The organism is Bengtsoniella intestinalis, from assembly GCF_039719005.1.
Classification (GTDB): domain Bacteria; phylum Bacillota; class Clostridia; order Oscillospirales; family Oscillospiraceae; genus Oscillibacter; species Oscillibacter intestinalis.
In genome coordinates this window covers 1186736-1210446 of the sequence record NZ_CP133584.1, presented here as the reverse complement: position 1 = coordinate 1210446, position 23711 = coordinate 1186736, and the positions used below count along the sequence as shown (strand labels likewise).

Genomic DNA, 23711 nt, shown 5'->3' with positions numbered 1-23711 from the left:
AGACGGCTGACCACAAGTGGTCAGCCGCCACGGGAGTGGGAAAAGTTTATCAAAAAAGAAATCCCACAGGGTGAAGCAAATTGCAATTGGTTTCCACGGGCGCGCTACTAGCCGCCCCTACAAGGGGAGAGGGCGAAGAAAGTCCCCCACGGCAGCAGCCCCCACGGCAGTGGGGAATGACATACACAATCTCATCAAAATCACCTCACAAGTGGGGCGGTTTTCCACCAATTCCCTAGTGTTGGCTATTGCAAAATACTACTAAATATAGTATAATATCAAAGATTATAAGCAATTGCGACAAGGCAAACTATGGGGCGAAGTGTATCGCCTTTGAAATGATAAAGCGAGGAATCTCATGATTAAATTAAAAGACGTAGAAATGGAGTACGACAACGGCACCAAGGCGTTGCGTGGTGTCTCCATGGATATCGAAGATGGGGAATTTGTCTTTTTGGTGGGGCCTTCTGGCTCTGGCAAATCCACCATGATTAAATTGCTAACAGGGGAAGTGGAGTGTACCGCTGGGAAAATGATGATCAACGGCTTTTCCCTCACCCGTATCTCCGACCGTCAACTGCCTTTGATGCGGCGTACCTTGGGGATTATTTTCCAAGATTTCCGTTTGATTGAAAAGAAAACTGTGTACGAAAATCTGGCCTTTGTCATGCGTGCCGTAGGAGCCAGTCAACGGGAAATGGTTGAGCGCATTCCCTACGTGCTCAAGCTGGTAGGGCTAGAGCGCAAAGCCCACAGCTTCCCCACCGAGCTCTCTGGTGGTGAGCAACAGCGTGTGGCCATTGCCCGTGCCCTGATTAACAATCCCAGCACCATCATCGCCGACGAACCAACAGGGAACCTTGACCCAGAGCGTGCCTTAGACTTGATGAAGCTGTTGGTGAAAATCAACTCCCTTGGCACCACCGTGGTGGTGGTGACCCATGCAAAGGCCTTGGTTGACCGCTTTGGTAAGCGTGTGGTCACACTGCAAACAGGACGCATCATCTCTGACGTGGTGGGCGGTTACGTAGGGGGGAAAATCAATGGCAAGACATAATTTCCGATATTTCGCCAAAGAAGGCGTGATGAACATGGTGAGCCATGGCTTTATGTCCTTTGCCGCCGTGGGTATGACCGTGGCCTGCCTTTTGATTATGGGCACCTTCTCCCTTGTGGCGGTGAACGCCGACGCACAATTGCTGGATTTGGAGCAAGACAATGAAATTCTGGCCTATGTGGAAGAAACTTACTCCACCTCCCAAGCCATGGCTCTGCAGAGCCAACTAGAAGCCATTGACAATGTGCTAGATGTGACGTTCATCAGCCGTGAAGAGGCAAAAGAAGCCTTCATTGCCAACTATCCTGAAGAAGAGCTGTATCAAGATTTAGATGCTAACATTCTCCGTGACCGCTATGCCATTCGCGTGGTGGATTTGGAGCAACTCTCTGCCACAGTCAAGTCTGTGCAAGGGGTGGAAGGGGTGGTCAACACCAATGCCTTCCAAGACTTAGCCGACGGGTTTACCGTGGTGCGTAACATTGCCACCATGGTCAGCGTAGCGCTGATTGGGGTGCTGTTTTTGGTGTCGGTGTTTATCATTTCAAACACGATTAAGCTCACCACCTTTGACCGCCGTGAAGAAATCGCCATCATGCGTATGGTGGGTGCCACCAATGGTTTTATCCGCTGGCCCTTTGTGTACGAAGGGTTTTTGCTGGGCATCGGCGGTGCTATCATTGCCTTTTTGTTCCAATGGGGCTTGTATGAGGCGGTGGCCACTGGCATCGGCAACACCGACTCGTTGCAACTGATTTCCATCATTGAATTTAGTGAAATCTGGGTCAGCGTGGCGATGACCTTCGTCATTGCTGGCATTGTCATTGGCGTGGGCGGTAGTTTGTCTGCCATCCGCAAGTTCTTACTGGTATAAGGAGGGCGCTATGAAAAAAATATGGAAGCGCATTGCCTCTGGTTTGATGGCACTGGCTGTGGTGATGACTATGAGCGCCACTACCTTGACCCAAGAGGTGCAGGCGGTGACCCAAGATGATATCGATGCCTTGAAGACGGAGTCTGAAAATTTAGAAGCACAAATGAGTGCCTTAGAATCTCAAATTGCCGCCTTGGCCAGCGACAAATCCCAAGCACTGGCGGCGAAGTCGTTGCTAGACACTCAGATTTCATTGCTGGAAACGGAAACATCTAATCTGACCACCCAAATTGAAGGGTATGACGATTTGATTGCCGCTGCTGAGGCAGAACTGCTGAAAACCCAAGAGGAAGAAGCGGTGCAATACGAGCTGTTTTGCGCCCGTGTTCGCTCCATGGAGGAAAATGGTACCACCAGCTATTGGTCGGTGCTCTTTGGGGCAGAAAGCTTTTCCGATATGCTGGCACAATTGGATATTATCAACGAGATTATGGATGCAGACCAAGCTGTTATCGATAACTTGAAGGCCATTCAAGCCGACATTGAACAACAGGCCGCTGTGCTGGAGTTGAGCCGTAGCGATGCCCAAGACACCAAGGATGACTTGGAGTCCACGGTGGCAGAACTGGACGTACAGCGCCAAGCCCAAATCGATTTGATTGCCCAGATTATGGCCGACCAAAGCACTTATGAGTCTGCCATGTCTACCATGGAAGCAGAAGAAGCTAGTGTGCAAGCGGAAATCATGGCGAAGTCTGCTGAGTTGGCTGCCCAAAGCGCAGGTAGTAGCTCAGCTGCCTTGGGGGGCTACATCTGGCCTGTCACCAGCCGCCGTATCACCTCTCCCTTTGGGGAACGGAACACAGGGATTGCTGGTGCATCTACCTACCATAACGGCGTGGACATCGGTGGCGTGTACTATAACTCCAGCGTCTATGCCGCCAAGGCTGGCACCGTGATTACCTCTCAATATTCCAGTAGTTACGGCAACTACGTGGTGGTGTCCCACGGCAGTGGCAACACCACTTTGTACGCCCATATGAGCAGTCGCTCTGTGTCTGTGGGGGACTATGTGAACCAAGGGGATGTGTTGGGCATTACTGGCTCCACTGGTATTTCCTCTGGGCCTCACCTCCATTTTGAAATCTCCGAAAACGGCGAGCGCCTCAACCCTCTGATTTATTTGACAGGGTATATCGAAGCGTGGTAATGAAAAAGAAAGAACGACACAACAGGACATCCTGTTGTGTCGTTTTTTGCCCCTACGGGGCGGTGCCTTGCCGGTGGGGTATTTGCCCCCGCCCCATCGTAGGGGCGCCCATTGGGCGTCTGTTTTCTGATTCACTCTGAATTGTTGTTTTTTGCCCCTACGGGGCGGTCACCTGCCGGTGGGGCATTCCCCCCACCCCATCGTAGGAGCGCCCATTGGGCGCCCGTTTTCCGATTCACTTTGAATTGTTGTTTTACCCCTACGGGGCGGTCACCTGCCGGTGGGGCATTCTTTTTTTGTCGAAAAAAAGAATCAAAAAACGATTTTTTCACGACGACTGCGGTCGAGTGAAAAAAAGGGCTTTTACGGGGGTTCATCGCTGGAGTGCTTTGGCTTTTTGAACGGCACCGAATGGCCTGATTTGACGCGAAGTATTCTTTCGAGCTTCGCCCTGTTGCGATGTTGCAGAAAAATGTTGCCATTTCTTGGGTGTGCCTAGGGTGTGATGGGCGGTGTAGGTTGGTGGCGTTGGGTAAGACGGGCGACCGTAGGTCGCCCCTACATGGAACACCATTGCATACAACCCAAGCTGACCGCAGGTCAGCGCCCCCAGCGCCACCGTACCAACCGACGTCCACAATCTAAGGCACCTCAAATGCGTGTTCCCATGTCATCGTACGAGTCATGTGCGGCAGCAATCAGCGTTGGTTCGCGCATCCCACACGATAAGCCGAACGGATGTGACAAACCCACCCGTTAGCACCGCACCCACTCACACGCACCATCCGTATACAATGGGAGCACGTGAGACAGATGACCACGCGTGGTCATCTGCCACGTGCAAGATTTTTGGTTACTTTGCATCTTTGCAAAGTAACGCCCGCGCGGCGAGCGCCCCTGCGGCAGCAGCCCCCACGGAGTGGGAAAAGTCTATCAAAAGAGAACTCCCACAGGGTGAAGCAAATTGCAATTGATTTCCACGGGCGGCTAATAGCCGCCCCTACAAAGGGAGAAGGGCGAAGAAAGCCCCTGCGGCAGTGGCCCCCACGGGAGTGGGAAAAGTCTATCAAACAAAGAAATCCCACAGGGTGAAGCAAATTGCAATTGATTTCCACGGGTGGCTAATAGCCGCCCCTACAAAGGGAGAAGGGCGAAGAAAGCCCCTGCGGCAGCAGCCCCCACGGGAGTGGCGCCCCTGCGGCAGCAGCCCCCACGGGAGTGGCGCCCCTGCGGCAGCAGCCCCCACGGGAGTGGCGCCCCTGCGGCAGCAGCCCCCACGGGAGTGGCGCCCCTGCGGCAGCAGCCCCCACGGCAGTGGAAAAAATTGTATCATCACGTGCACAATAGGTATATCTACCTCGCCCAATTCCATATACTCCCACGACTGGAAAAAGGGGGTATATATAATGTATGGAGTGATGGTATGGCGTGAACCAGTGAAAGGACCTTTGATCCAACGGTGGCGTTTGGGGCCTATCTGGGTACAAGGGGTGTGGATCCAACGGACAGAACGAACCCCAAACTGGTTGGTACGCCGTCGGGTGGCACAGGGGGTGCGGTGGCTCAATCAACAGGGCATCCACCAAGGGGTTTGTCCGCCAGATATGGAGGGATTGGAGCCAGTGTCTACAGTGGCACTGCGCCAAGGGTTGGCAATGGTGTGTTTGGAGCGGTGTTTACAAGAAAAAGGTTTGCCACCTCAGCAGGCCACGGTGGGTTTGGTGGCAGAGCGTATCACCCCACAAGTGATGCGTGTGATAGAGGGCTTGGTCTTGTGTCATCGTCACCTTTGCTTGCAAATGCCACAAGGGGAGCAGATGTGTGAAGCGTTGCGACGGCTCTACGGTGTGGCGGTGCAGTGTAATTTGGGGGCAGAGGCGCTAGAGAATTGTGATGGGGTGGTGGCCTTTGCGCCAATGGACGGTGTGCACCCTGATGTGGTGACGTATCAAGAAGCGCAACCGATGCCACCATTGCAGTGGCCAGCCCAATGGACGTGTCCACCAGAGGTATCACCCTTGCAGGCGTGGGCTATGGTGGCTAGTACAGAGACATGGAAAGAAGAGTGGGTAAAATTGGCACTTGTGACAGAGTTTTGAAAAATCTGAAAATTTACCTTGACAATGGAGATAATAGTCTCTATAATACCATCCTGTGATATTATATAATAATAGTATAAAATAGAGTAAGACTATCCTGAGCAGAACATCTAACCGTTTTAAACGGATTTTTTTAGCAGAGAAAGGAAACAACCCATGGAAAAAGAATTTAAAATGAGCCAACATCGCTTTGACGAGTTGACCGTGGAGCTAAACTATCTGAAAACCACTCGTTCTGACGAAGTGGCAGAACAAATTAAGATTGCACGTGGCTTTGGCGATCTGTCTGAAAACAGCGAATATGATGAAGCCAAAAACGAACAAGGCAAACTATATTCTCGCATTGCTGAAATTGAAGAAGTGCTGCAATATGCTGTGATTGTGGGCGAAAGCGACATGAATACCGATGTGGTTTCTCTGGGCTGTACGGTCACTGTTACCAATGAAGCTGGGGCAATGCCCAAGTCTTATCGCATTGTGGGCTCTCAAGAAGCCGACCCCATGCACGGTGCCATCTCTGAAGAGTCTCCCTTTGGCAAGGCGCTGGTAGGCGCCAAAGAAGGGGAAATTGTCACTGTAGAAGCACCCCGTGGCGCTATGCGCTATGTGGTGAGCAAAATCGCCTACGAGATGTAATAGCGGAGGACGGGCGACCACAGGTCGCCCCTACCCACACGCTTAGACCGTAGGGACGACCTGTGGTCGTCCGTCTCCAGACAACACCCCTTTGTAGGGGCGACCTGTGGTCGCCCGCTTTTTCGGGTGTAATCATATTATAAAAGGAGTACCCAATGGCTGAACAAAAGAATGTTCCTCAGCAAGAGGATTTATCAGAAATCTTAAAGGTGCGTCGTGAAAAACTGGCGGTGTTGCAAGCCGCTGGGCAAGACCCCTTTGTCCACACCAAATATGAATGCACCACCAACACCACCACCGTCAAAGAAAACTTTGACGCCATGGAAGGCCAAGCCGTGAAAATTGCTGGCCGTCTCATGAGCAAGCGTGGCATGGGTAAGGTGAGTTTTTGTGACCTGCAAGACCGTTACGGTCGTCTGCAAATCTATGCCCGTCGTGACGACATGGATGAGGAAGCTTACAACCGCTTCAAAAAGTACGACATCGGTGATATTGTGGGCGTAGAAGGCACTGTCTTCCGCACCCAACGTGGGGAAATGAGCATTCACGCCACGGAAATTACCTTGTTGAGCAAGTCTCTCCAACCCCTGCCCGAAAAGTTCCACGGCCTGCAAGACCGTGAGCTGCGCTATCGTCAACGCTATGTTGATTTGATTGTCAATCCTGAAGTCCGTCGTAACTTTGAAATCCGTTCCAAGTTCATTAAGCATATGCGCAACTACTTGGACAACATGGACTATATGGAAGTGGAAACCCCTGTGCTGGGCACTGTGTCTGCTGGCGCTGCCGCCCGTCCTTTCATCACCCACCACAACACCTTAGACTTGGATATGTTCATGCGTATCGCCACCGAACTACCCTTAAAGCGTTTGATTGTGGGCGGTATGGAGCGTGTGTATGAAATTGGCCGTATCTTCCGCAACGAAGGCATGGACACCAAGCACAATCCTGAATTCACCAGCGTGGAGCTATACCAAGCCTATGCTGATTTCCATGATATGATGGACATTGCCGAAGGCATCATTGCCTCTGCCGCCAAGGAACTGTTGGGTTCTTACCAAGTGGAATGGCTAGGGGAAACCGTAGACTTGACCCCCGGTTGGGAACGGCTTTCCATGGTAGACGCTGTGAAAAAATACACTGGTGTGGATTTTGACGCCATCTCTGACGATGCAGAGGCCATTGCCGCTGTGAAGGCTATCGGTGTTGAGTTGGCTGACAGTGCGGAACCCACTTGGGGCAATGCACTCTATGCCACCTTTGACCAACGTGTGGAAGAAAAGCTGATTCAGCCCACCTTTATCACCATGTACCCTGTGGAAGTGTCTCCTTTGACCAAGCGGAGCCCTCAAGACCCACGTTTGACTGAACGCTTTGAGCTGTTCATCTGCCACAGCGAATTGGCCAACGCCTATTCTGAATTGAACGATCCCATCGACCAATTGTCTCGCTTTGAAAAGCAAGCCGAGCAACGGGCCCGTGGCGATGAAGAAGCCGAAATGTTGGACGAAGACTTCATCCATGCTTTGGAATACGGTATGCCTCCCACGGGTGGCATGGGCATCGGTATCGACCGTTGCGTCATGCTCCTCACAGGGTCTGACAGCATCCGTGAAGTGATTTTGTTCCCCACCATGCGACCAGTGGATTGATAAGTTGAATGTTGTCGGGGAAACGGCGGGGGCTTGCCCCACCGCCCCGTTCCTCCGATTCCCCCCCTCAACCGTAGGGGCGACCTGTGGTCGCCCGTCCCCCGATTCCCCCACAACCCCCAACGAAAGGAGTCGCCTTATGGAAACCATCACCAGCCGCCAAAATGCTTTGTGTAGCTTGATTCGCAAGCTGGCGACTTCATCGCAAACCCGAAAAAAAGAGGGGCTGTTCCTTTGTGACAGCCCCAAACTCATGCAAGAAGCCCTTGCCCATGGCATTGAAGTCAACACCTTGGTTTGTACCCAAGGGATGACCATGCCACAGGTAGGCGCGTCTGTGCGGCAGGTAGAAGTGCCAGCAGAGGTGATGCAGTCCATCTCTCCCATGCAGTCTCCACAAGGGCTGTTGGGTGTGTGTGCCCTCCCAGACGCTACCTTGCCGCAAACCTTGACTGGAAACCACTATGTGGTGTTAGACACAGTGCAAGACCCAGGAAACGTGGGCACTATTTTACGCACAGCAGATGCCTTTGGGGCGGATGGACTGCTCCTCACAGGCAATTGCGCCGATTTGTATAACCCCAAAACTTTGCGAGCCTCTATGGGTGCCGCCTTCCGCTGTAAGGTGTGGAATTGCGCCTATGCGCAACTAGAGACATTGCTACAAGAAAGTGCCCTGCCCATGTATGGTGCCGCCCTGCGGGACGATACCATTGATGCGCGGCAGGCAGATTACACACGCTGTGCCATTGCCATCGGATCGGAAGGAAAGGGGCTGTCGGCGCAGATGTTGACCTTGTGCGAGAAAACCTTGAAAATCCCCATGCAACCCCATTGTGAGTCCTTAAATGCCGCCAGCGCCGCCACGGTGCTGTTGTGGGAAATGTTTAGATAAACTAAAAACTAAGGACTAGGGAACGGGCGACCACAGGTCGCCCCTACCCAATAAATTGTAGGGGCGACCTGCGGTCGCCCGTTGCCCAATTTCGATACACCTTGAAAGGAGCGTGAGCGCCCATGGCTGCCATCAAATATTGGCTGTGGTTGACCCAGTTACAGGGTCTGAAACTCCAATCACGTTACGCTCTTTTAGACCATTATGGCGATCCTGAGGAAGTGTATTTCGCTGACTTAGACCAAATAGAAGCGCGGCAAATCATCCCCAGTGGACAGTTATCCTGCCTTGAAAACCACAGCTTGGAGCGTGCCAATGAAATCTTGGCACAGTGCGACCGCTTGGGCATTCATATCCTCACCATTCAAGATGCCACCTATCCTGCCAGACTGCGCAACATTTATGATCCCCCTTGCGTGCTATACGTGAAAGGCCGTCTGCCTATGGTGGACGAGCAGCTGTGCGTGGCAGGGGTGGGCACCCGTTCCGCTACGCCTTACGGAGAAGCCTGCGCTGAAAAGTTGGGTTTTGGCTTGGCCAGTGGTGGTGCTGTGGTGGTGTCTGGACTGGCGAAAGGCATTGACACCGCCATCATCCGTGGTGCCTTGCGTGCCGATGGCATCACCATTGGGGTGTTGGGCAACGGCATTGATGTGGTCTATCCCAGAGAAAACCGCAAGTTATATGAAGACGTTGCCGCCAAAGGGGCGTTGGTGTCGGAATATCCGCCGAAAACCCAACCAAAACCCATGCACTTTCCTGTCCGTAACCGTATTTTGTCTGGCTTGTGCCAAGCCGCCTTGGTGGTGGAAGCGCCAGAAAAGTCTGGGGCATTGATCACTGCTAAAACCGCCTTGGAGCAGGGTAGAGATGTGTTCGCCGTCCCTGGCCCCATTGATGTGGAGTCCAGTCGTGGCTGTAACCATCTCATTCGAGATGGGGCAGGCCTTGTCAGCGATGGGTGGGATATTTTGCGAGAATATACGCCACAATATCCCCAGTTAAAGCCTGTGCAATCTCTGGAAGAACCAGTGGTGCTAGGTTATGAAGAGCGGCAGATGGAAGCTGTGAAACCAACAGGGGAGTTGCTCCCCATGAAACAGGCAAAAGAGAAATTAACCGACGACCAAATCACCATTTTGCAAACCATGGGGGATAGCCCTGTGGTGGTGGATGAGGTGACAGAGCGAAGCGGCTTGCCCACACGACGTGTACTCTCAGCCCTGACCCTATTAGAATTAGATGGATATATTCGCTTAGACGCTGGCAATTTCTATTGTCGACTGGTAAGCGTTGTGGAATAAATATAAACTAGTATAGCTTATGAAAAGTGAGGAATTGGGGGAGTACGAGGGGGCGAAGCCCCTTCGTGTGAAATCAATCGCCCTGCATTGAAATAGCTATTATGGGGAAAAAGTATATTTTTATAAATTAGAAAAGTTTTAAATTTTATATTTGGGCGATATTCAAGCTGTTAAAAAATCGCCCTTAAAGGCGTTTTTTTAACAGCTTGTGGAATAAATAAACATCACGGCACCATTTCGCCGTGCTTGGAGGTACTATGGCAAACTATAGTCTGGTCATTGTGGAATCCCCTGCAAAGGCCAAAACCATTGAAAAATACTTGGGCAAGGACTTTCAGGTCAAAGCCTGTATGGGTCACTTGCGTGACCTTCCCAAAAGCGTCATCGGTGTGGACACCGACAACGACTTTGAACCAGCCTACGGCCCCATCAAGGGCAAAGAAGACATCATCAAAGACTTGAAAAAGTCTGCCAAGGGAGCCTCCATGGTCTATCTGGCAACTGACCCTGACCGTGAAGGGGAAGCTATTTCTTGGCATTTGAAGGAACTGTTAAACTTGACCGACGACAACAGTTGCCGTGTCACTTTTAACGAAATCACCAAAAAAGTGGTGCAAGAGAGCATTGTAGAGCCCAGAGAAATCGAGCAACACCGTGTGGATGCCCAGCAAGCACGGCGGATTCTCGACCGCATTGTGGGCTATCAGCTCTCTCCACTGCTGTGGAAGAAAATTCGCCGCGGTCTGTCTGCTGGTCGCGTGCAATCGGTTGCCACCCGTATGGTGGACGACCGTGAGCGTGAAATCGAAGCCTTTATTCCAGAGGAATATTGGTCTTTGGACGCCCAGCTTCAAATGGACGATTTGAAAAAGACTGCCTTCACCACCCATTATCATGGGCATAACGGCAAAAAGGCAGAGCTGAAAAACGCAGAGGAAGTCAACGCTGTCATGGAAGCCACCAAGGCATCCATTTTCTCGGTGAAAACTGTGAAACGCAGCGATAAATATCGCAGCCCATCCCCCCCGTTCACCACGTCCACCTTGCAACAAGAGGCTTCTCGCAAGCTGTCTATGACCCCTCGTCGCACCATGGCCATCGCCCAACAATTGTACGAAGGCATCGACGTGGCAGGGGAAGGCGCTGTGGGTTTGATTACCTATATGCGTACCGACTCCTTGCGTATCTCTGACGAAGCGGCAGCAGGTGCCAAAACCTTCATCCAAGGGCGCTATGGCAAGGATTACTATCCCAAAACCCCAACGTGTACAAAACCAAGGGCTCTGCTCAAGATGCCCATGAAGCCATCCGCCCCAGTTTTGTAGACTGGACGCCAGAGCAACTGAAAAAGGACTTGTCTGGGGAGCAATATCGTCTGTACCGTCTGATTTGGAGCCGTTTCATGGCCAGCCAAATGTCCAACGCCATCTACGACAGTGTGTCTGTGGAAATTGAAGCCAACGACCATGCCTTCCGCGCCAGTGCTTCCAGCTTGAAATTCTCTGGTTACACTGCTGTGTATGAAGAAGGGAAGGACGATGAAAAGGAAGAGAAATATTCTCCCTTGCCCTCTTTGCAAGAAGGAGAAGTGTTAAGCTTAAAGGAATTCCTGCCTGAGCAACACTTTACCCATCCCCCAGCTTATTACACCGATGCCTCCCTCATCCGTGCTATGGAAGAGCAAGGCATTGGTCGCCCTTCCACTTATGCGCCCACGGTTTCTACCATTTTAGACCGTGAATATGTGATGAAAGAGGGCAAATATTTAAAAATCACCAACTTAGGGCGTGTGGTCACCGAACTGATGAAAGAGCGGTTCACCGACGTTGCTGATTTGCAATTCACCGCCCATATGGAAGAGCGTCTTGACCATGTGGAAGCTGGGGAGTTGGAATGGAAGCAAATTCTCCGTGATTTTTACGGTACCTTCTCCCAAAACCTCACCGATGCAGAAACGGCCTTGGAAGGCATTCGCATCAAAGTGCCCGACGAATTGAGCGAAGAAATTTGCGATGTATGTGGCAAACAAATGGTGGTGAAAAGTGGCCGTTTTGGACGCTTTTTGGCTTGCCCAGGATATCCTGATTGTACCTTCACCAAACCATTGGTGGTGGAAATGCCCGGCCGTTGCCCCAAGTGTAGTGGTCGGATTTTGAAGAAAACTTCTGCCAAGGGTTACACTTATTACGGCTGTGACCACAACAACGATAAAGTGGAAGAAACCAAGTGCGACTTTATGACATGGGATGTGCCTGTGAAGGACGATTGCCCGGTGTGCGGCTATACCATGTTTAAAAAGAGCGGTAAAGGCTTTAAAAAGCCCTTCTGCACCCATGAGGGTTGCGAAAACTTCCTGCCCGAGGATAAGCGTGGCTATCCCAAGCGGAAAACCACCAAAGACGGGGAAGAAGTGAAAGAAGAAAAGCCAGCTAAAAAGACCACCAAAGCAGCGGCAAAGAAAACAACCACCAAAACCGCAGCGGCGAAGAAAACCCCAGCTAAAAAAGCCACCACTGCCAAAAAGGCGACAACCGCTAAAAAAGCACCTGCCAAGAAAACAACTGCCAAAAAGGCAATCAAAGAATAAATCGTAGGGCGGGGGCTTGCCCCCGCCGTTTTCCCATGTGTGGGAACGTGTTGGGATATCCGAAACCCATCGTAGGGGCGGCCATTGGCCGTCCATTCCCCGATGGCGCATCGTGTAACGATGGATGGTGCATCCGTAGGGACAGCCTTGTGGCCGTCCGCCCCCTCCCCGCCCGCAGGCGATAGTTTTTCGCTTTTCACTCTTAGTCCTTAGTCCAAACAAAAGGAGACCTTATGAACGTAACTGTTATCGGCGCTGGCTTATCTGGCTGTGAGGCGGCTTGGCAATTGGCTGAGCGTGGCATTGCCGTGACCTTGTGGGAAATGAAGCCCCATAAAAAAACCCCTGCCCATCACACCAATGATTTTGCAGAGCTGTGCTGTTCCAATTCTCTGCGCTCTGACCATATTGAAAATGCGGTGGGCTTGCTGAAAGAAGAACTTCGTGTGCTAGGTTCTTTGCTCATGACTTGCGCCGAGGAAACCCGTGTGGAAGCGGGCGGTGCGCTGGCGGTTGACCGCCATGGGTTTGCCCAATTGGTGACAGCCAAGGTGAAAGCCCACCATCTGATTACCGTTATGGACGGCGAAGTCACTGCCATTCCCGATGGGGAAGTCATCATCGCCACTGGCCCGTTGACTTCGGATGCCATGTCCGATGCCATTCATGGCCTGCTGGGTGACACCAAGGATTTACACTTTTTCGATGCCGCCGCACCTTTGGTGACAGCGGAAAGCGTGGATATGGAGTCTGCTTGGATGGCGGCACGGTACGACCGTGGCACTGCCGATTACATCAACTGCCCTATGGATAAAGAGCAGTATTTGGCCTTCTGGGAGGCGCTGTCCACTGCCGAAGAAGCAGAGGTTCATGGCTTTGAAGACAAGATGGTCTTTGAAGGGTGTATGCCTGTAGAGGTGATGGCGCGGCGCGGTCGTGAGACGTTGTGCTTTGGACCCTTAAAACCCAAGGGTTTACCTGACCCCAAAACAGGCCGTGAGCCCTACGCCGTGGTGCAATTGCGCAAAGATAATGCAGAGGGTAGCGTGTACAATATGGTGGGCTTCCAAACCCATCTGCGGTTCCCAGAGCAAAAACGGGTATTTTCCATGATTCCTGCCCTTAAAAATGCCGAGTTTTTACGCTATGGGGTGATGCACCGTAACACCTTTTTAAATAGCCCCCAACTCCTTGACCGTTATTACCGCTTGAAGTCTGACCCTCGGATTACCTTTGTGGGGCAGATGACAGGGGTGGAAGGGTATGTGGAGTCCACGGCCTCAGGCTATTTGGCGGCGGTGGAACTGTCTCGCAGACTGCAAGGAAAGCCACCTATCAACTTCCCAGCAGAAACCGCTGTGGGGGCGTTGGGGCTGTATGTGTCAAACCAGTCTATTGTCAACTTCCAACCCATGAACATCAACTTTGGCATCATGCCCCCCTTGGGTCGCAAGGTGAAGGGCAAACGGGAGAAAAATCTTGAAATCGCCGACAGAGCCTTGGGTTTAGCCGAGGTCATTTCGCAGGAGGTACAACCATGAAGCATATTATTGTAGACGCCATGGGTGGCGACCATGCCCCTCAAGCCCCCGTACAAGGGGCACTAGACGCATTGAAGGCCTATGACGTAGAGATTACCTTGGTGGGTCGGTTGGACGCCATACAGGGGGAATTAACCGCCTGTGGGGTGACCACTCTGCCTGCGCACCTTCACATCCAAGAAGCCACAGAAGTGGTGGAAATCTGCGATGACCCTGCTACGGCGTTTAAGCGCAAGAAAGATTCTTCCCTCACGGTTGGCTTGAACATGGTGAAATCTGGGGCAGGGGATGCCTTTGTGTCCGCTGGCTCCACGGGGGCGCTCCTGTCTGGCGCCACCTTGCTGGTGAAGCGGATTCGGGGTGTGCGCCGTGCGGCGCTGTGCCCTCAAATTCCAACCAAAACAGGACATACCGTGTTGTGTGACTGCGGTGCCAACGCGGAATGCACCCCAGAATATCTGTTGCAATTTGCCTTCTTGGCCAATCTCTATGCCAAGAACATCATGGGCTTGGCACAACCCAAAGTGGGTCTTTTGAACATCGGTGCTGAACCTTCCAAAGGCGATAGCTTGCGATTGGAAACCTATGGCTTACTCCAAAAAGCCCACGACCAAGGCCTTTTACACTTCATCGGCAACGTGGAAGGCAGTGATGCTATGTTGGGCGAGGCCGATGTCATCGTGGCTGATGGGTTCACTGGTAATGTGATGCTCAAAACCATGGAAGGCACCGCCAAGTTTATGAACATGGAGCTGAAATCCATTTTCCTTGCCAATTTGAAGTCCAAGCTGGGTGCTTTGCTGGTGAGCAAAGGGTTTAAGGCCTTCAAAAAGAAAATTGACCCCAACGAAGTGGGGGCACTGCCTTCTTGGGGGTGACCAAGCCTGTGATCAAGGCTCACGGCTCGTCCAACGCACTGGCCTTCCAAAATGCCATTCGTCAAGGCTTGGTCTTTGCCCAGAGTGGATATATTCAATCGGTGGAAGAAAACATCGAATATATGAAATTGGAACGTCCAGAATAAGATTTGTCACTGTTTTTGTGGTCATTTTTACGTGCGTGTAAAAAGTTTCTCAATAAATTTTAAAAATCCCCTTGACATCAAGGTTGATTTTGCGTATGATTACCCCAGAAAATATGTATAATCAACTCAAATGGATATAAGGAGAACGACGATGAGTAATGAAGAAATTTTAAGCACCTTGCAAGAACTGGTGGCAGAGCAATTCGCCGTAGACGTGGAGTCTATTACATTGAAAACTTCTTTGGCGGACGATTTGGGCGCTGACAGCGTGGACTTTGTGGAATTGGTTATGGCCATTGAAGAAGCCTTTGATGTGGGCGAAATTCAAGACGAAGATTTCACTGGCATGAAAACCATCGGTGATGCCGTGGCATTTATCGCTGGGAAATTGAATTAAAGCAAAAAGAATTCATCGGCTTTTTAGCCGATGGGTTCCTTTTATGAGGAGCGTACTTATGGAGGCACTGGAGCAAAAAATTGGATACACATTTGAAAATAAAGGGTATTTGGCGCAAGCCTTGTGCCACAGCTCCTATGCCAACGAGCATCGTGGCGCAGGTTTACAAAGCAATGAACGTTTGGAGTTTTTGGGCGACTCGGTGCTGGGTTTTGTCACGGCTGAGTTTTTGTTTCAAGGGAACCCAGACTTACCCGAAGGCGATTTGACCCGCATTCGTGCTGCCTTGGTTTGTGAGCAAAGTCTCCATGAGGTGGCGCAAAAGCTAGAGCTGGGTACCCATCTTTGCTTAGGCCGTGGGGAAGAAGCTGGTGGTGGTCGCACGCGGATTTCCATTTTGGCAGACGCAGTGGAAGCTGTGTTTGCCGCCGTGTATTTAGACGGCGGACGGCAGGCGGCATCGGATTTAATCCACCGTGTGCTGTTAGACGTGGCGCCCAAGGAAACCATGCAGGCCAAACGGCGAGACTACAAAACCGCTCTGCAAGAGTTGGTGCAGCGCCAAGCTGACCAAGTGCTCACCTATCAAATGGTGGGCGAGGACGGTCCAGATCACGACAAAACCTTCCACGCTGAGGTGTTACTCAATGACGCTGTGGTGGGCAATGGTTGTGGGCACAGTAAAAAAGAAGCCGAGCAAATGGCGGCCAAAGCCGCTTTGAGCGATATGGAATAAATAATACATTTGCCCCTAACTGTTTACAGTTGGGGGTTTTGTTTGCCTCTTCGGAGGTGTCCTGCTGCCGTGGAGGCGTTCGCCCCACTCCATGGTAGGGGCGCCCATTGGGCGTCCGTTTTCAAATTCACTCTGAATTGTTGTTTTGCCCCTACGGGGCGGTCTGCTACCGCAGGGGTCACCTGCCGGTGGGGCATTCTTTTTTTGTCGAAAAAAAGAACCAAAAAACGATTTTTTCACGACGACTGCGGTCGAGTGAAAAAAAGGGGTTTTACGAGGGTTCATCGCTGGAGTGCTTGGGTCTCTTGACGGCCACCGAGTGGCCTGATTTGACGCGAAGTATTCTGTTGGGCTTCGCCCTGTTTGGGAGATACGGTTGAGATGGTGCCATTTCTTTGGCGTGCCTAAGGTGTGTGTACGGTACAGATTGGTGGCGCTGGGTAACATGGGCGACCGCAGGTCGCCCCTACAAGGAACACCATTGCACTAACCGACGTCCACTCTGTCAGGCACCTTCCATGCGTGTTCTCATGTCATCGTACGACAAACGTGCGGCAGCAAACAGTGTTGGTTCGCGCATCCCACACGATAAGCCGAACGGGTGTGACAAACCCACCCGATAGCGCCGCACCCACTCACTCGCACAATCTGTATAAAATGGGAGCACGTGAGACGGCTGACCACAGGTGGTCAGCCGCCACGTGCAAGATTTTTGGTTACTTTGCATCTTTGCAAAGTAACGCCCGCGCGGCGAGCGCCCCCACGGGAGTGGGAGAAAAGGGGTTTTACGAGGGTTCATCGCTGGGGTGCTTGGGTCTCTTGACCGCCACCGAGTGGCCTGATTTGACGCGAAGTATTCTTTCGGGCTTCGCCCTGTTTGGGAGATACGGTTGAGATGGTGCCATTTCTTTGGCGTGCCTAAGGTGTGTGTACGGTACAGATTGGTGGCGCTGGGTAACATGGGCGACCGCAGGTCGCCCCTACAAGGAACACCATTGCACTAACCGACGTCCACTCTGTCAGGCACCTTCCATGCGTGTTCTCATGTCATCGTACGACAAACGTGCGGCAGCAAACAGTGTTGGTTCGCGCATCCCATACGATAAGCCGAACGGATGTGACAAACCCACCCGATAGCGCCGCACCCACTCACTCGCACAATCTGTATAAAATGGGAGCACGTGAGACGGATGACCACAGGTGGTCAGCCGCCACGTGCAAGATTTTTGGTTACTTTGCATCTTTGCAAAGTAACGCCCGCGCGGCGAGCGCCCCCCACGGGAGTGGGAAAAGTCTATCAAAAAAGAATTCTCACAGGGTGAAAGTCTTAGAAAGGGATTGACCGCCCCTACAAGGGGCGGAGGTAAAGAAAGCCCCCCACGGGAGTGGCACCACTGCAGCGAGCGCCCCCACGGAAGTGGGAAAAACAAACATCTATCATTGTGTAAAATTCATTGATAATCAATAGACATTGTGGATAAAATATGGTAAAATACATTGTTAAACTAAAAAAATAAATTGCAAATGAAATTGCTCAAGGAAAGTTGAGGATCACCTCTATGTCTCAAATCAAAAAAACCGCTATGGTCACCGTGTGCGGTCGCCCCAATGTGGGTAAATCCAGCTTGACCAACACCTTGGTGGGTGAAAAAATTGCCATTGTCACCAACAAAGCTCAAACCACCCGCAACCGTATTTACGGTGTGGTGAACAAGGGCGACACCCAATTTGTACTGATGGACACCCCCGGTTTGCACAAGCCCAAGTCTGCACTTGGCGACTATATGGTCAAGGTGATTACCGCCAGTTTGTCTGACGTGGACTGCGCATTGATGCTGGTGGAGCCAATCGCCAATGTGGGTGCGCCAGAAAAGGCACTGATTGCCCGTATCAAAGAAGAAAAAATCCCTGCCATTCTTTGCATCAACAAAATCGACACCCTCAGCCCTTCAGAATTGTTGCCTGTGATTGAAGCTTACAATGCTGAATGGGACGGTTTTGTGGCGATTCTGCCCATTTCTGCTCACTCTAAGAGCGGTTTGGATGAGTTGATGAAGATGGTGGGCACCTATGCCACGGAAGGCCCTCAACTGTTCCCAGATGGGCAAAATTCCGACCAACCAGAACGTGTGGTCATGGGCGAAATTGTCCGTGAAAAACTGCTGATGTGTTTGGATAAGGAAATCCCCCACGGCACTGCTGTGGAGATTAGCAAGTTCTCCGAACGGGACGACGAAGTCATCGAAGTGGATGCCACCATCTACTGCGAACGCTCTAGCCACAAGGGCATCATCATCGGCAAGCAAGGGGCTATGTTGAAGAAAATCTCCACCATGGCGCGCAAAGATATGGAAAAATTCATGGGCACCAAAGTGTATTTGCAAACTTGGGTGAAGGTGAAAGAAAATTGGCGAGAAAACCAAAATTACGTCCGTAGTTTTGGGTATAATGACAACTAATGGAGTTGCCAAAGCGTAAATCTGTTCGGTTTCCAGAGTATGATTACAGTCAATCGGGCGCATATTTTGTTACGATTTGCGCCAAAGACCATGCTTGTTTATTAGGAGTAGTTGTAGGGGCGACCTGTGGTCGCCCGTCTCCAGTGTATTGCCAACTATCTGGATATGGGCAAATTATTGAACGAGAACTGCAAAAAATTTCACAACTTTACTATGGTGTCATACACATAGACCATTATGTGATTATGCCAAACCACATTCATCTGTTGTTACGTATCGAAAACGGGGAATGCGGGCGACCACAGGTCGCCCCTACAGTTTCTCGCATGATACAACAGTTCAAGGGTTCAATTACTAAGCAAATTGGTCAGTCTATTTGGCAAAAATCTTTTCATGACCGTATTATTCGTAAAGAACAAGAGTACTTGGCAAAATGGAAATATATTGATGGCAATATATTTCGTTGGCAAGAAGATGAATATTATAAAGCATAACTTTTTTGCATAAAATTCGACACCATTCCCCATACTACTCCTATCAAAGGAGGGATGGGCAATGGACGAACAACAACTGTGGGAGATTTTTATTGAAACTGGCGACCCCAGCGCTTATGTGTTGTGGTCACAGGCGCAAATCAACCCCAAACCCCAAATGAAACAACCAGAGGTAGACCCATGGACAGACAAGCTAGAACTGTGGTGACACAGGGTATTGTGCTCCGTGAAACCCATACCAAGGAAACCGATAAAATACTCACGGTGCTCACGCCCCACGGCAAGCTATCTGTGATTGCAAAAGGGGCAAGGCGGAAGCGTTGCCCCTTTGTTGCCATGACCCAAGTGCTGGCCTATGGGGAGATGACCCTAACCCAGCGTGGTCAGTGGTATTACTTAGACGAAGGCAATCCTGAGATGCTCTTTGACGGGTTGCGTAAAGATTTGGAAGCCTTGGCTTTGGGGTGCTATTTTGCTGAGCTGTGCGAGGCGGTGAGCTTGGAAGGGGAGGACGCTGACCAGTTGCTCCGCCACCTGCTCAATGGGCTGTATGCTCTTGCCAATTTGAAAAAGCCCTTGCCCGTGGTGAAGGCCGCCTTTGAGGTGCGCCTATGCGCCCTATCGGGCTACGAACCCTTGGTGGAAGGGTGCGGACAGTGTGGGTTAGAGCATCCCAATCACCCAGTGATGAACGTGGTGTCGGGTATGGTGCTGTGCAAAAGCTGTAGCCAAACAGGGCAGGGATTGTCTCTGCCATTGTGTGGTGATAGCCTTGCGGCACTGCAACACTGCGTGTGGTGTGAGAGTAAGCGATTGTACGCCTTTGCCCTATCTGGTGTCGCCTTAGAACGGTTTGTCACAGTGAGCGAAAGCTTGGTGGTGGCACAGTTAGAGCGGAGTTTTAAGTCGCTGGAGTATTATAAAAGCTTGCAAATTCCTGCGTTGAGTATGGAATTTGTGACCCATTGATGTAAATATTGCGACCCATGCGGGCAGGGATGGAATCCTGCCCCTACCGATGTGGTGGTAGGGGAGGGGTTCCAGCCCCTCCCGTGGTTTTCTACAACCTAGGAGATATGAAATCATGACCCAATTATTTGAAAAATCTATCCGTACCTTGGAACTGCCCAAGGTGCTAGAACGGTTGGCGGAGATTGCCGTTAGCCCTGAAGGGAAGCGTCGTTGTCTGGCTTTGACCCCAGAGACCGACGTGGACGACGTGCGTCGTTTGCAAGACCAAACCGATAGCGCCCGTGACTTAATCGGCATCCGTGGTGCGCCCTCTTTTGGGGGCGTGGTATCTGTGGGAGAAGCTCTGGGACGTGCCGACCGTGGCGGTAGCTTGAACCCATCGGAACTGTTGGCCATCGGCGGTGTGCTCCGTACGGCGCGCCGTGTGAGAGAATATGCCGACCATGACGACGTGGACACAGGGGCCTTGCACCATCTGTTTGCCAGCTTGCATGGCAATCGGTTTTTGGAAGAAAAGATTTTCCATGCCATTGTGGATGAAAACACCATCGCCGATGGTGCCAGCCCAGAACTTTCGGACATTCGCCGTCACATTCGCCAAGCCCAGAGTAAAAGCCGTCAAGTCCTGCAAAAAATCATCGGCTCTAGCGCCTATGCCAAGGTGTTGCAAGAAGCCATCATCACCCAGCGTGATGGGCGGTTCGTGGTGCCTGTAAAGGCGGAGCACAAAGGGGATTTACCAGGGCTTGTCCATGATATTTCCTCCTCTGGCGCTACGGTTTTCGTGGAGCCTATGGCCGTGGTGCAGGCCAACAACGAAGTGATGGAGCTGCAAGCCAAGGAGCGGAAGGAAATTCAGCGGATTTTAGCGGAGCTTTCTGCCGACGTGGCTGGATGTGAAGAAAATATCCTCTGGGATTACGACCAACTGGTGCATTTAGATGTGATTTTCGCCCGTGGGGAGCTGTCTTATAAGCTAAACGCAGGGCGTCCCGAAATCCGTACCGACGGTGGCATTTATCTGAAAAAAGCACGCCACCCCTTGTTAGATAGCAAAACTGCCGTGCCCATTGACGTGGAATTGGGCACCAGTTTTGACACCTTGGTGGTGACTGGTCCCAACACTGGCGGTAAAACTGTCACGCTGAAAACCTTGGGGCTCCTCACGTTGATGGCACAGTGTGGCTTGCACATTCCAGCAGGGAGTGGTAGCTCTATTTCCGTGTATGGTTCTGTTCTTGCGGACATTGGTGACGAGCAAAGTATCCAGCAAAGCCTGTCTACTTTCTCCGCCCACATGGTGAACATCGTGGGGATTTTGGCAGAAGCAGACAGCAATTCCATGGTGCTCTTTGACGAATTGGGTGCAGGCACCGACCCTATCGAAGGGGCGGCCTTGGCCATTGCCATCATTGAAGATGTGCGGAAATTGGGGGCAAAGATAGCCGCCACCACCCACTATGCAGAGCTGAAAACCTTTGCCATGACCACCGTGGGTGTAGAAAATGCGTCCTGCGAGTTTGACGTGGAGACACTGCGCCCCACCTATCGCTTGCTCATCGGCATCCCCGGCAAATCCAATGCCTTTGCCATTTCTCAGCGGTTGGGCTTGCCAGAGTGGGTCATTGACAGCGCCAAAGAGCAGATGCACAGTGACAGCGTCCGCTTTGAAGATGTGCTGACCCAGTTGGAGGAAAAGCGCCAAGCCTTAGACAAGCAACAAATGCAGGTGGATCGTCTTCTGCGACAAAAAGAAGAAGATGCGCGCCGTGCCAAAGAATACCGCACCCAGATGGAACGGGCCCGTGACAATGCCCGTGGCAAAGGGGAAGTGGAAGCCAAGCGGCTGATCAAAGAAGCCAGAGAACAGGTTGACCAAGCCTTTGTGGAGCTGGCGGAACTGCGCAAGCGTGAGAATAAAGAAGGTGCCAACCAAGCCAAAATCGCCTTGCGGAAAAAGCTCAACGACGCGGAAGCGGCGGCGGTGGCTCGCAAGTTTGAGCCAGAACCCATCCCCAAGCCCAGCCGTCCCATTGTGGAAGGCGACTTGGTGGAAATCCCCGGTGTGCGCCACCATGCCGAGGTAATGACGGTGAACAAAGACGGCACCTTACAGCTTAAGGCTGGAGCCATGAAAATGAAGGCCAAGGCTGAAGATGTGCGGCTGATTGAACAGCCCAATCGCAAACAGCGCAAGGCGGCAGAGTCCATTGCCCGTAGCAAAGGGGTGGTGGAGATTAAGGTGGCCACTGTGTCCTCCGACTTGGACATCCGCGGCATGGAAACCATGGAAGCTGAGCCTGTGGTAGAGCGGTTTTTGGATGCCGCTCACATGGGGCACATGGAAACCGTCACCATCATCCACGGCAAAGGTACGGGTGCCCTCCGTGCCGCCGTCCACCAAATGCTACGCCGTCACCATGGGGTGAAAGAGTTCCGATTGGGCGTGTATGGTGAAGGCGAAAACGGTGTCACTGTGGTGAAATTGAAGTAAACTATGAAAAAAGGTGTATACAAAAAGTGGCGAGCCACTTTTTGTATACACCTTTTTTCATTTTTTTTCAATCGGCTTGGGCTTCGTTTTTCTTCACCTGTTCCACAATGTCTTTGAACTTGCCTGTCACATATTTGTAGCCGCCAGCGCTGTGGGGTAGAAGGCAATCGCTACAGTCTTTGATGCCTTTTTCCGTGAATTTGAAATTACCGCCACAGTTGCGCCCGAGGGCATAGAGAGGGCAATAACAAAAGAGGCAGTTGAACTGCTCAGGGTTAGCATTTTTATGACAGGGAAAGTATTTACAATCACGGTTGGAGAAAAAGGCGTGAGAATGTTCGGTTTGGCTCATAGGAATCCTCCAATACCAGAAGTAAATTATGCCTCTAAAAACTGGCGCATATTTTCAATTACCTTGTCTCCGAGGCGGAAGGCGGCTTCATAGGTGAAGCCTGCGGATTTACGGACGCAGTTGACATGGGGATGATTTAGCAATTCTGGCGAGCCAGCCCCTGTGGGCATATCGCAGAAAAATTCATTGTCACCATGGTTGAGCCATTGCTCCAACGCCGTCACATCATGACCGGGGCCGATGGAGGTGTTGAACAGAATTTTATGGTTGCCAAAGTGGGCAAACTGCTCTGCTTGCAACAGTAGCATATTTTTGTTCAGGCACAGACACACCACTTGGCACTGTTCCATCAAATCGTTTAAAGGCAGATAGACCATGCCACGGGCCTCGCAATCGGGCTTGCGTGTGCGGCTAAAGTAGGAGATGTTGACACCAAAGGGTTGTAGGCGGTTGGCAATTAGTTGACCTGTGACCCCTAAGCCCACAATGCCAACGTTTAAATCCGTCAACTCTTTTTGCTCTGCCATCCATGCTTTGTCCCCAAAACCATGGAGATAGCGCACTAGCTCACTGATGACGTATTCAGCCACACCGGGGTCGCCATAGTCGCGGATCCCTGTGACGGTGATGCCCAGTTCACGGGCAGCGGCAATGTCCACGTTGGCGCTAGCTTCTTCATAGAGACTGCAACACATTCCCACATAGTGGAGGTTTGGGCAGGCCACCAATACGTCTCGTTCCATGGTGCTGGTGTAGCTAATCAAGGCCGCATCGGCATCACCAATACGGGCAATCATCTCTTGGTTGCTTTGGGGTAGGTCGGGGTATAAAACCACTTTTTTTGCAAAGGTGGAGAGTTGTTTTTGGGCATCTGGTTTGAGATTGACAGGGTCTACGGCTACCAATTTTTCAAACATAGCGACGCTCC

General features: G+C 51.6%; 18 protein-coding genes and 2 pseudogenes. 18 read left to right on the top strand and 2 right to left on the bottom strand.

Going from position 1 to position 23711, the window contains the following annotated elements; genetic code table 11:
- Positions 1-358: 358 nt before the first annotated feature.
- The 18 genes and pseudogenes from ftsE (at position 359) to RFF05_RS05780 (ending at position 22431) form a co-directional block, all read left to right on the top strand.
- The gene (gene ftsE / locus RFF05_RS05865; RefSeq protein WP_409969440.1) at positions 359-1057 is read left to right on the top strand and encodes a cell division ATP-binding protein FtsE; all 699 of its coding nucleotides are present in this window, start codon (positions 359-361) and stop codon (positions 1055-1057) included.
- Positions 1044-1931, top strand: a complete 888-nt coding sequence (ftsX, locus tag RFF05_RS05860) for a permease-like cell division protein FtsX (protein WP_409969439.1) — start codon at positions 1044-1046, stop codon at positions 1929-1931. Before ftsE ends, ftsX begins: the two co-directional genes overlap by 14 nt.
- Before the next feature lie 10 nt (positions 1932-1941).
- Positions 1942-3141 carry a murein hydrolase activator EnvC family protein gene (locus RFF05_RS05855; protein WP_409969438.1) on the top strand — a complete coding sequence of 400 codons (1200 nt, stop codon included), beginning with the start codon at positions 1942-1944 and terminating at the stop codon, positions 3139-3141.
- A gap of 1406 nt (positions 3142-4547) precedes the next feature.
- Positions 4548-5240, top strand: coding sequence for a hypothetical protein (locus tag RFF05_RS05850; RefSeq protein WP_409969437.1), 693 nt, complete (start codon positions 4548-4550; stop codon positions 5238-5240).
- A gap of 156 nt (positions 5241-5396) precedes the next feature.
- Entirely contained in the window at positions 5397-5876 is a 480-nt protein-coding gene (gene greA / locus RFF05_RS05845) for a transcription elongation factor GreA (RefSeq protein ID WP_409969436.1), read from the top strand.
- Positions 5877-6031: 155 nt separating this feature from the next.
- The gene (gene lysS, locus RFF05_RS05840) at positions 6032-7528 is read left to right on the top strand and encodes a lysine--tRNA ligase (RefSeq protein ID WP_409969435.1); all 1497 of its coding nucleotides are present in this window, start codon (positions 6032-6034) and stop codon (positions 7526-7528) included.
- Between the two features lie 139 nt (positions 7529-7667).
- Entirely contained in the window at positions 7668-8423 is a 756-nt protein-coding gene (locus RFF05_RS05835; protein ID WP_409969434.1) for a TrmH family RNA methyltransferase, read from the top strand.
- 122 nt (positions 8424-8545) lie between these two features.
- Entirely contained in the window at positions 8546-9727 is a 1182-nt protein-coding gene (dprA, locus tag RFF05_RS05830) for a DNA-processing protein DprA (protein WP_409969433.1), read from the top strand.
- 257 nt (positions 9728-9984) lie between these two features.
- Positions 9985-12314: pseudogene (gene topA, locus RFF05_RS05825) on the top strand (type I DNA topoisomerase).
- A 233-nt stretch (positions 12315-12547) separates the two neighbouring features.
- Positions 12548-13855, top strand: a complete 1308-nt coding sequence (gene trmFO, locus RFF05_RS05820; protein ID WP_409969432.1) for a methylenetetrahydrofolate--tRNA-(uracil(54)-C(5))-methyltransferase (FADH(2)-oxidizing) TrmFO — start codon at positions 12548-12550, stop codon at positions 13853-13855.
- Positions 13852-14879, top strand: a pseudogene (plsX, locus tag RFF05_RS05815) (phosphate acyltransferase PlsX). Before trmFO ends, plsX begins: the two are co-directional and overlap by 4 nt.
- Positions 14880-15030: 151 nt before the next feature.
- Positions 15031-15276, top strand: coding sequence for an acyl carrier protein (gene acpP / locus RFF05_RS05810; protein ID WP_409969431.1), 246 nt, complete (start codon positions 15031-15033; stop codon positions 15274-15276).
- Positions 15277-15334: 58 nt separating this feature from the next.
- Entirely contained in the window at positions 15335-16012 is a 678-nt protein-coding gene (gene rnc, locus RFF05_RS05805) for a ribonuclease III (protein WP_409969430.1), read from the top strand.
- 1559 nt (positions 16013-17571) lie between these two features.
- Positions 17572-18471, top strand: coding sequence for a GTPase Era (gene era / locus RFF05_RS05800; protein ID WP_409969429.1), 900 nt, complete (start codon positions 17572-17574; stop codon positions 18469-18471).
- A complete protein-coding gene (locus tag RFF05_RS05795; RefSeq protein WP_409969428.1) occupies positions 18471-18965 on the top strand; it encodes a transposase in 495 nt (164 codons plus the stop codon). Before era ends, RFF05_RS05795 begins: the two co-directional genes overlap by 1 nt.
- 61 nt (positions 18966-19026) lie before the next feature.
- Positions 19027-19173 carry a hypothetical protein gene (locus RFF05_RS05790; RefSeq protein WP_409969427.1) on the top strand — a complete coding sequence of 49 codons (147 nt, stop codon included), beginning with the start codon at positions 19027-19029 and terminating at the stop codon, positions 19171-19173.
- Entirely contained in the window at positions 19146-19934 is a 789-nt protein-coding gene (gene recO / locus RFF05_RS05785; RefSeq protein ID WP_409969426.1) for a DNA repair protein RecO, read from the top strand. Before RFF05_RS05790 ends, recO begins: the two co-directional genes overlap by 28 nt.
- A 115-nt stretch (positions 19935-20049) precedes the next feature.
- Positions 20050-22431, top strand: coding sequence for an endonuclease MutS2 (locus RFF05_RS05780; protein WP_409969425.1), 2382 nt, complete (start codon positions 20050-20052; stop codon positions 22429-22431).
- Positions 22432-22498: 67 nt separating this feature from the next.
- On the opposite strand, the gene RFF05_RS05775 is transcribed toward RFF05_RS05780, so the two are convergent.
- Both RFF05_RS05775 and RFF05_RS05770 read right to left on the bottom strand, forming a co-directional pair.
- The gene (locus tag RFF05_RS05775; RefSeq protein ID WP_409969424.1) at positions 22499-22783 is read right to left on the bottom strand and encodes a cysteine-rich small domain-containing protein; all 285 of its coding nucleotides are present in this window, start codon (positions 22781-22783) and stop codon (positions 22499-22501) included.
- Between the two features lie 26 nt (positions 22784-22809).
- Positions 22810-23700, bottom strand: coding sequence for an NAD(P)-dependent oxidoreductase (locus RFF05_RS05770; RefSeq protein ID WP_409969423.1), 891 nt, complete (start codon positions 23698-23700; stop codon positions 22810-22812).
- Positions 23701-23711: the final 11 nt, after the last annotated feature.

Bases quoted from the DNA above. Each gene is read 5' to 3' on its own strand.
- RFF05_RS05780 (WP_409969425.1), top strand. From the start codon at position 20,050: ATGACCCAATTATTTGAAAAATCTATCCGTACCTTGGAACTGCCCAAG.
- era (WP_409969429.1), top strand. From the start codon at position 17,572: ATGTCTCAAATCAAAAAAACCGCTATGGTCACCGTGTGCGGTCGCCCC.
- RFF05_RS05790 (WP_409969427.1), top strand. From the start codon at position 19,027: ATGGACGAACAACAACTGTGGGAGATTTTTATTGAAACTGGCGACCCC.
- lysS (WP_409969435.1), top strand. From the start codon at position 6,032: ATGGCTGAACAAAAGAATGTTCCTCAGCAAGAGGATTTATCAGAAATC.
- RFF05_RS05855 (WP_409969438.1), top strand. From the start codon at position 1,942: ATGAAAAAAATATGGAAGCGCATTGCCTCTGGTTTGATGGCACTGGCT.
- ftsX (WP_409969439.1), top strand. From the start codon at position 1,044: ATGGCAAGACATAATTTCCGATATTTCGCCAAAGAAGGCGTGATGAAC.
- RFF05_RS05850 (WP_409969437.1), top strand. From the start codon at position 4,548: ATGTATGGAGTGATGGTATGGCGTGAACCAGTGAAAGGACCTTTGATC.
- rnc (WP_409969430.1), top strand. From the start codon at position 15,335: ATGGAGGCACTGGAGCAAAAAATTGGATACACATTTGAAAATAAAGGG.
- recO (WP_409969426.1), top strand. From the start codon at position 19,146: ATGGACAGACAAGCTAGAACTGTGGTGACACAGGGTATTGTGCTCCGT.
- RFF05_RS05835 (WP_409969434.1), top strand. From the start codon at position 7,668: ATGGAAACCATCACCAGCCGCCAAAATGCTTTGTGTAGCTTGATTCGC.
- acpP (WP_409969431.1), top strand. From the start codon at position 15,031: ATGAGTAATGAAGAAATTTTAAGCACCTTGCAAGAACTGGTGGCAGAG.
- greA (WP_409969436.1), top strand. From the start codon at position 5,397: ATGGAAAAAGAATTTAAAATGAGCCAACATCGCTTTGACGAGTTGACC.
- RFF05_RS05775 (WP_409969424.1), bottom strand. From the start codon at position 22,783: ATGAGCCAAACCGAACATTCTCACGCCTTTTTCTCCAACCGTGATTGT.
- trmFO (WP_409969432.1), top strand. From the start codon at position 12,548: ATGAACGTAACTGTTATCGGCGCTGGCTTATCTGGCTGTGAGGCGGCT.
- RFF05_RS05770 (WP_409969423.1), bottom strand. From the start codon at position 23,700: ATGTTTGAAAAATTGGTAGCCGTAGACCCTGTCAATCTCAAACCAGAT.
- dprA (WP_409969433.1), top strand. From the start codon at position 8,546: ATGGCTGCCATCAAATATTGGCTGTGGTTGACCCAGTTACAGGGTCTG.
- RFF05_RS05795 (WP_409969428.1), top strand. From the start codon at position 18,471: ATGGAGTTGCCAAAGCGTAAATCTGTTCGGTTTCCAGAGTATGATTAC.
- ftsE (WP_409969440.1), top strand. From the start codon at position 359: ATGATTAAATTAAAAGACGTAGAAATGGAGTACGACAACGGCACCAAG.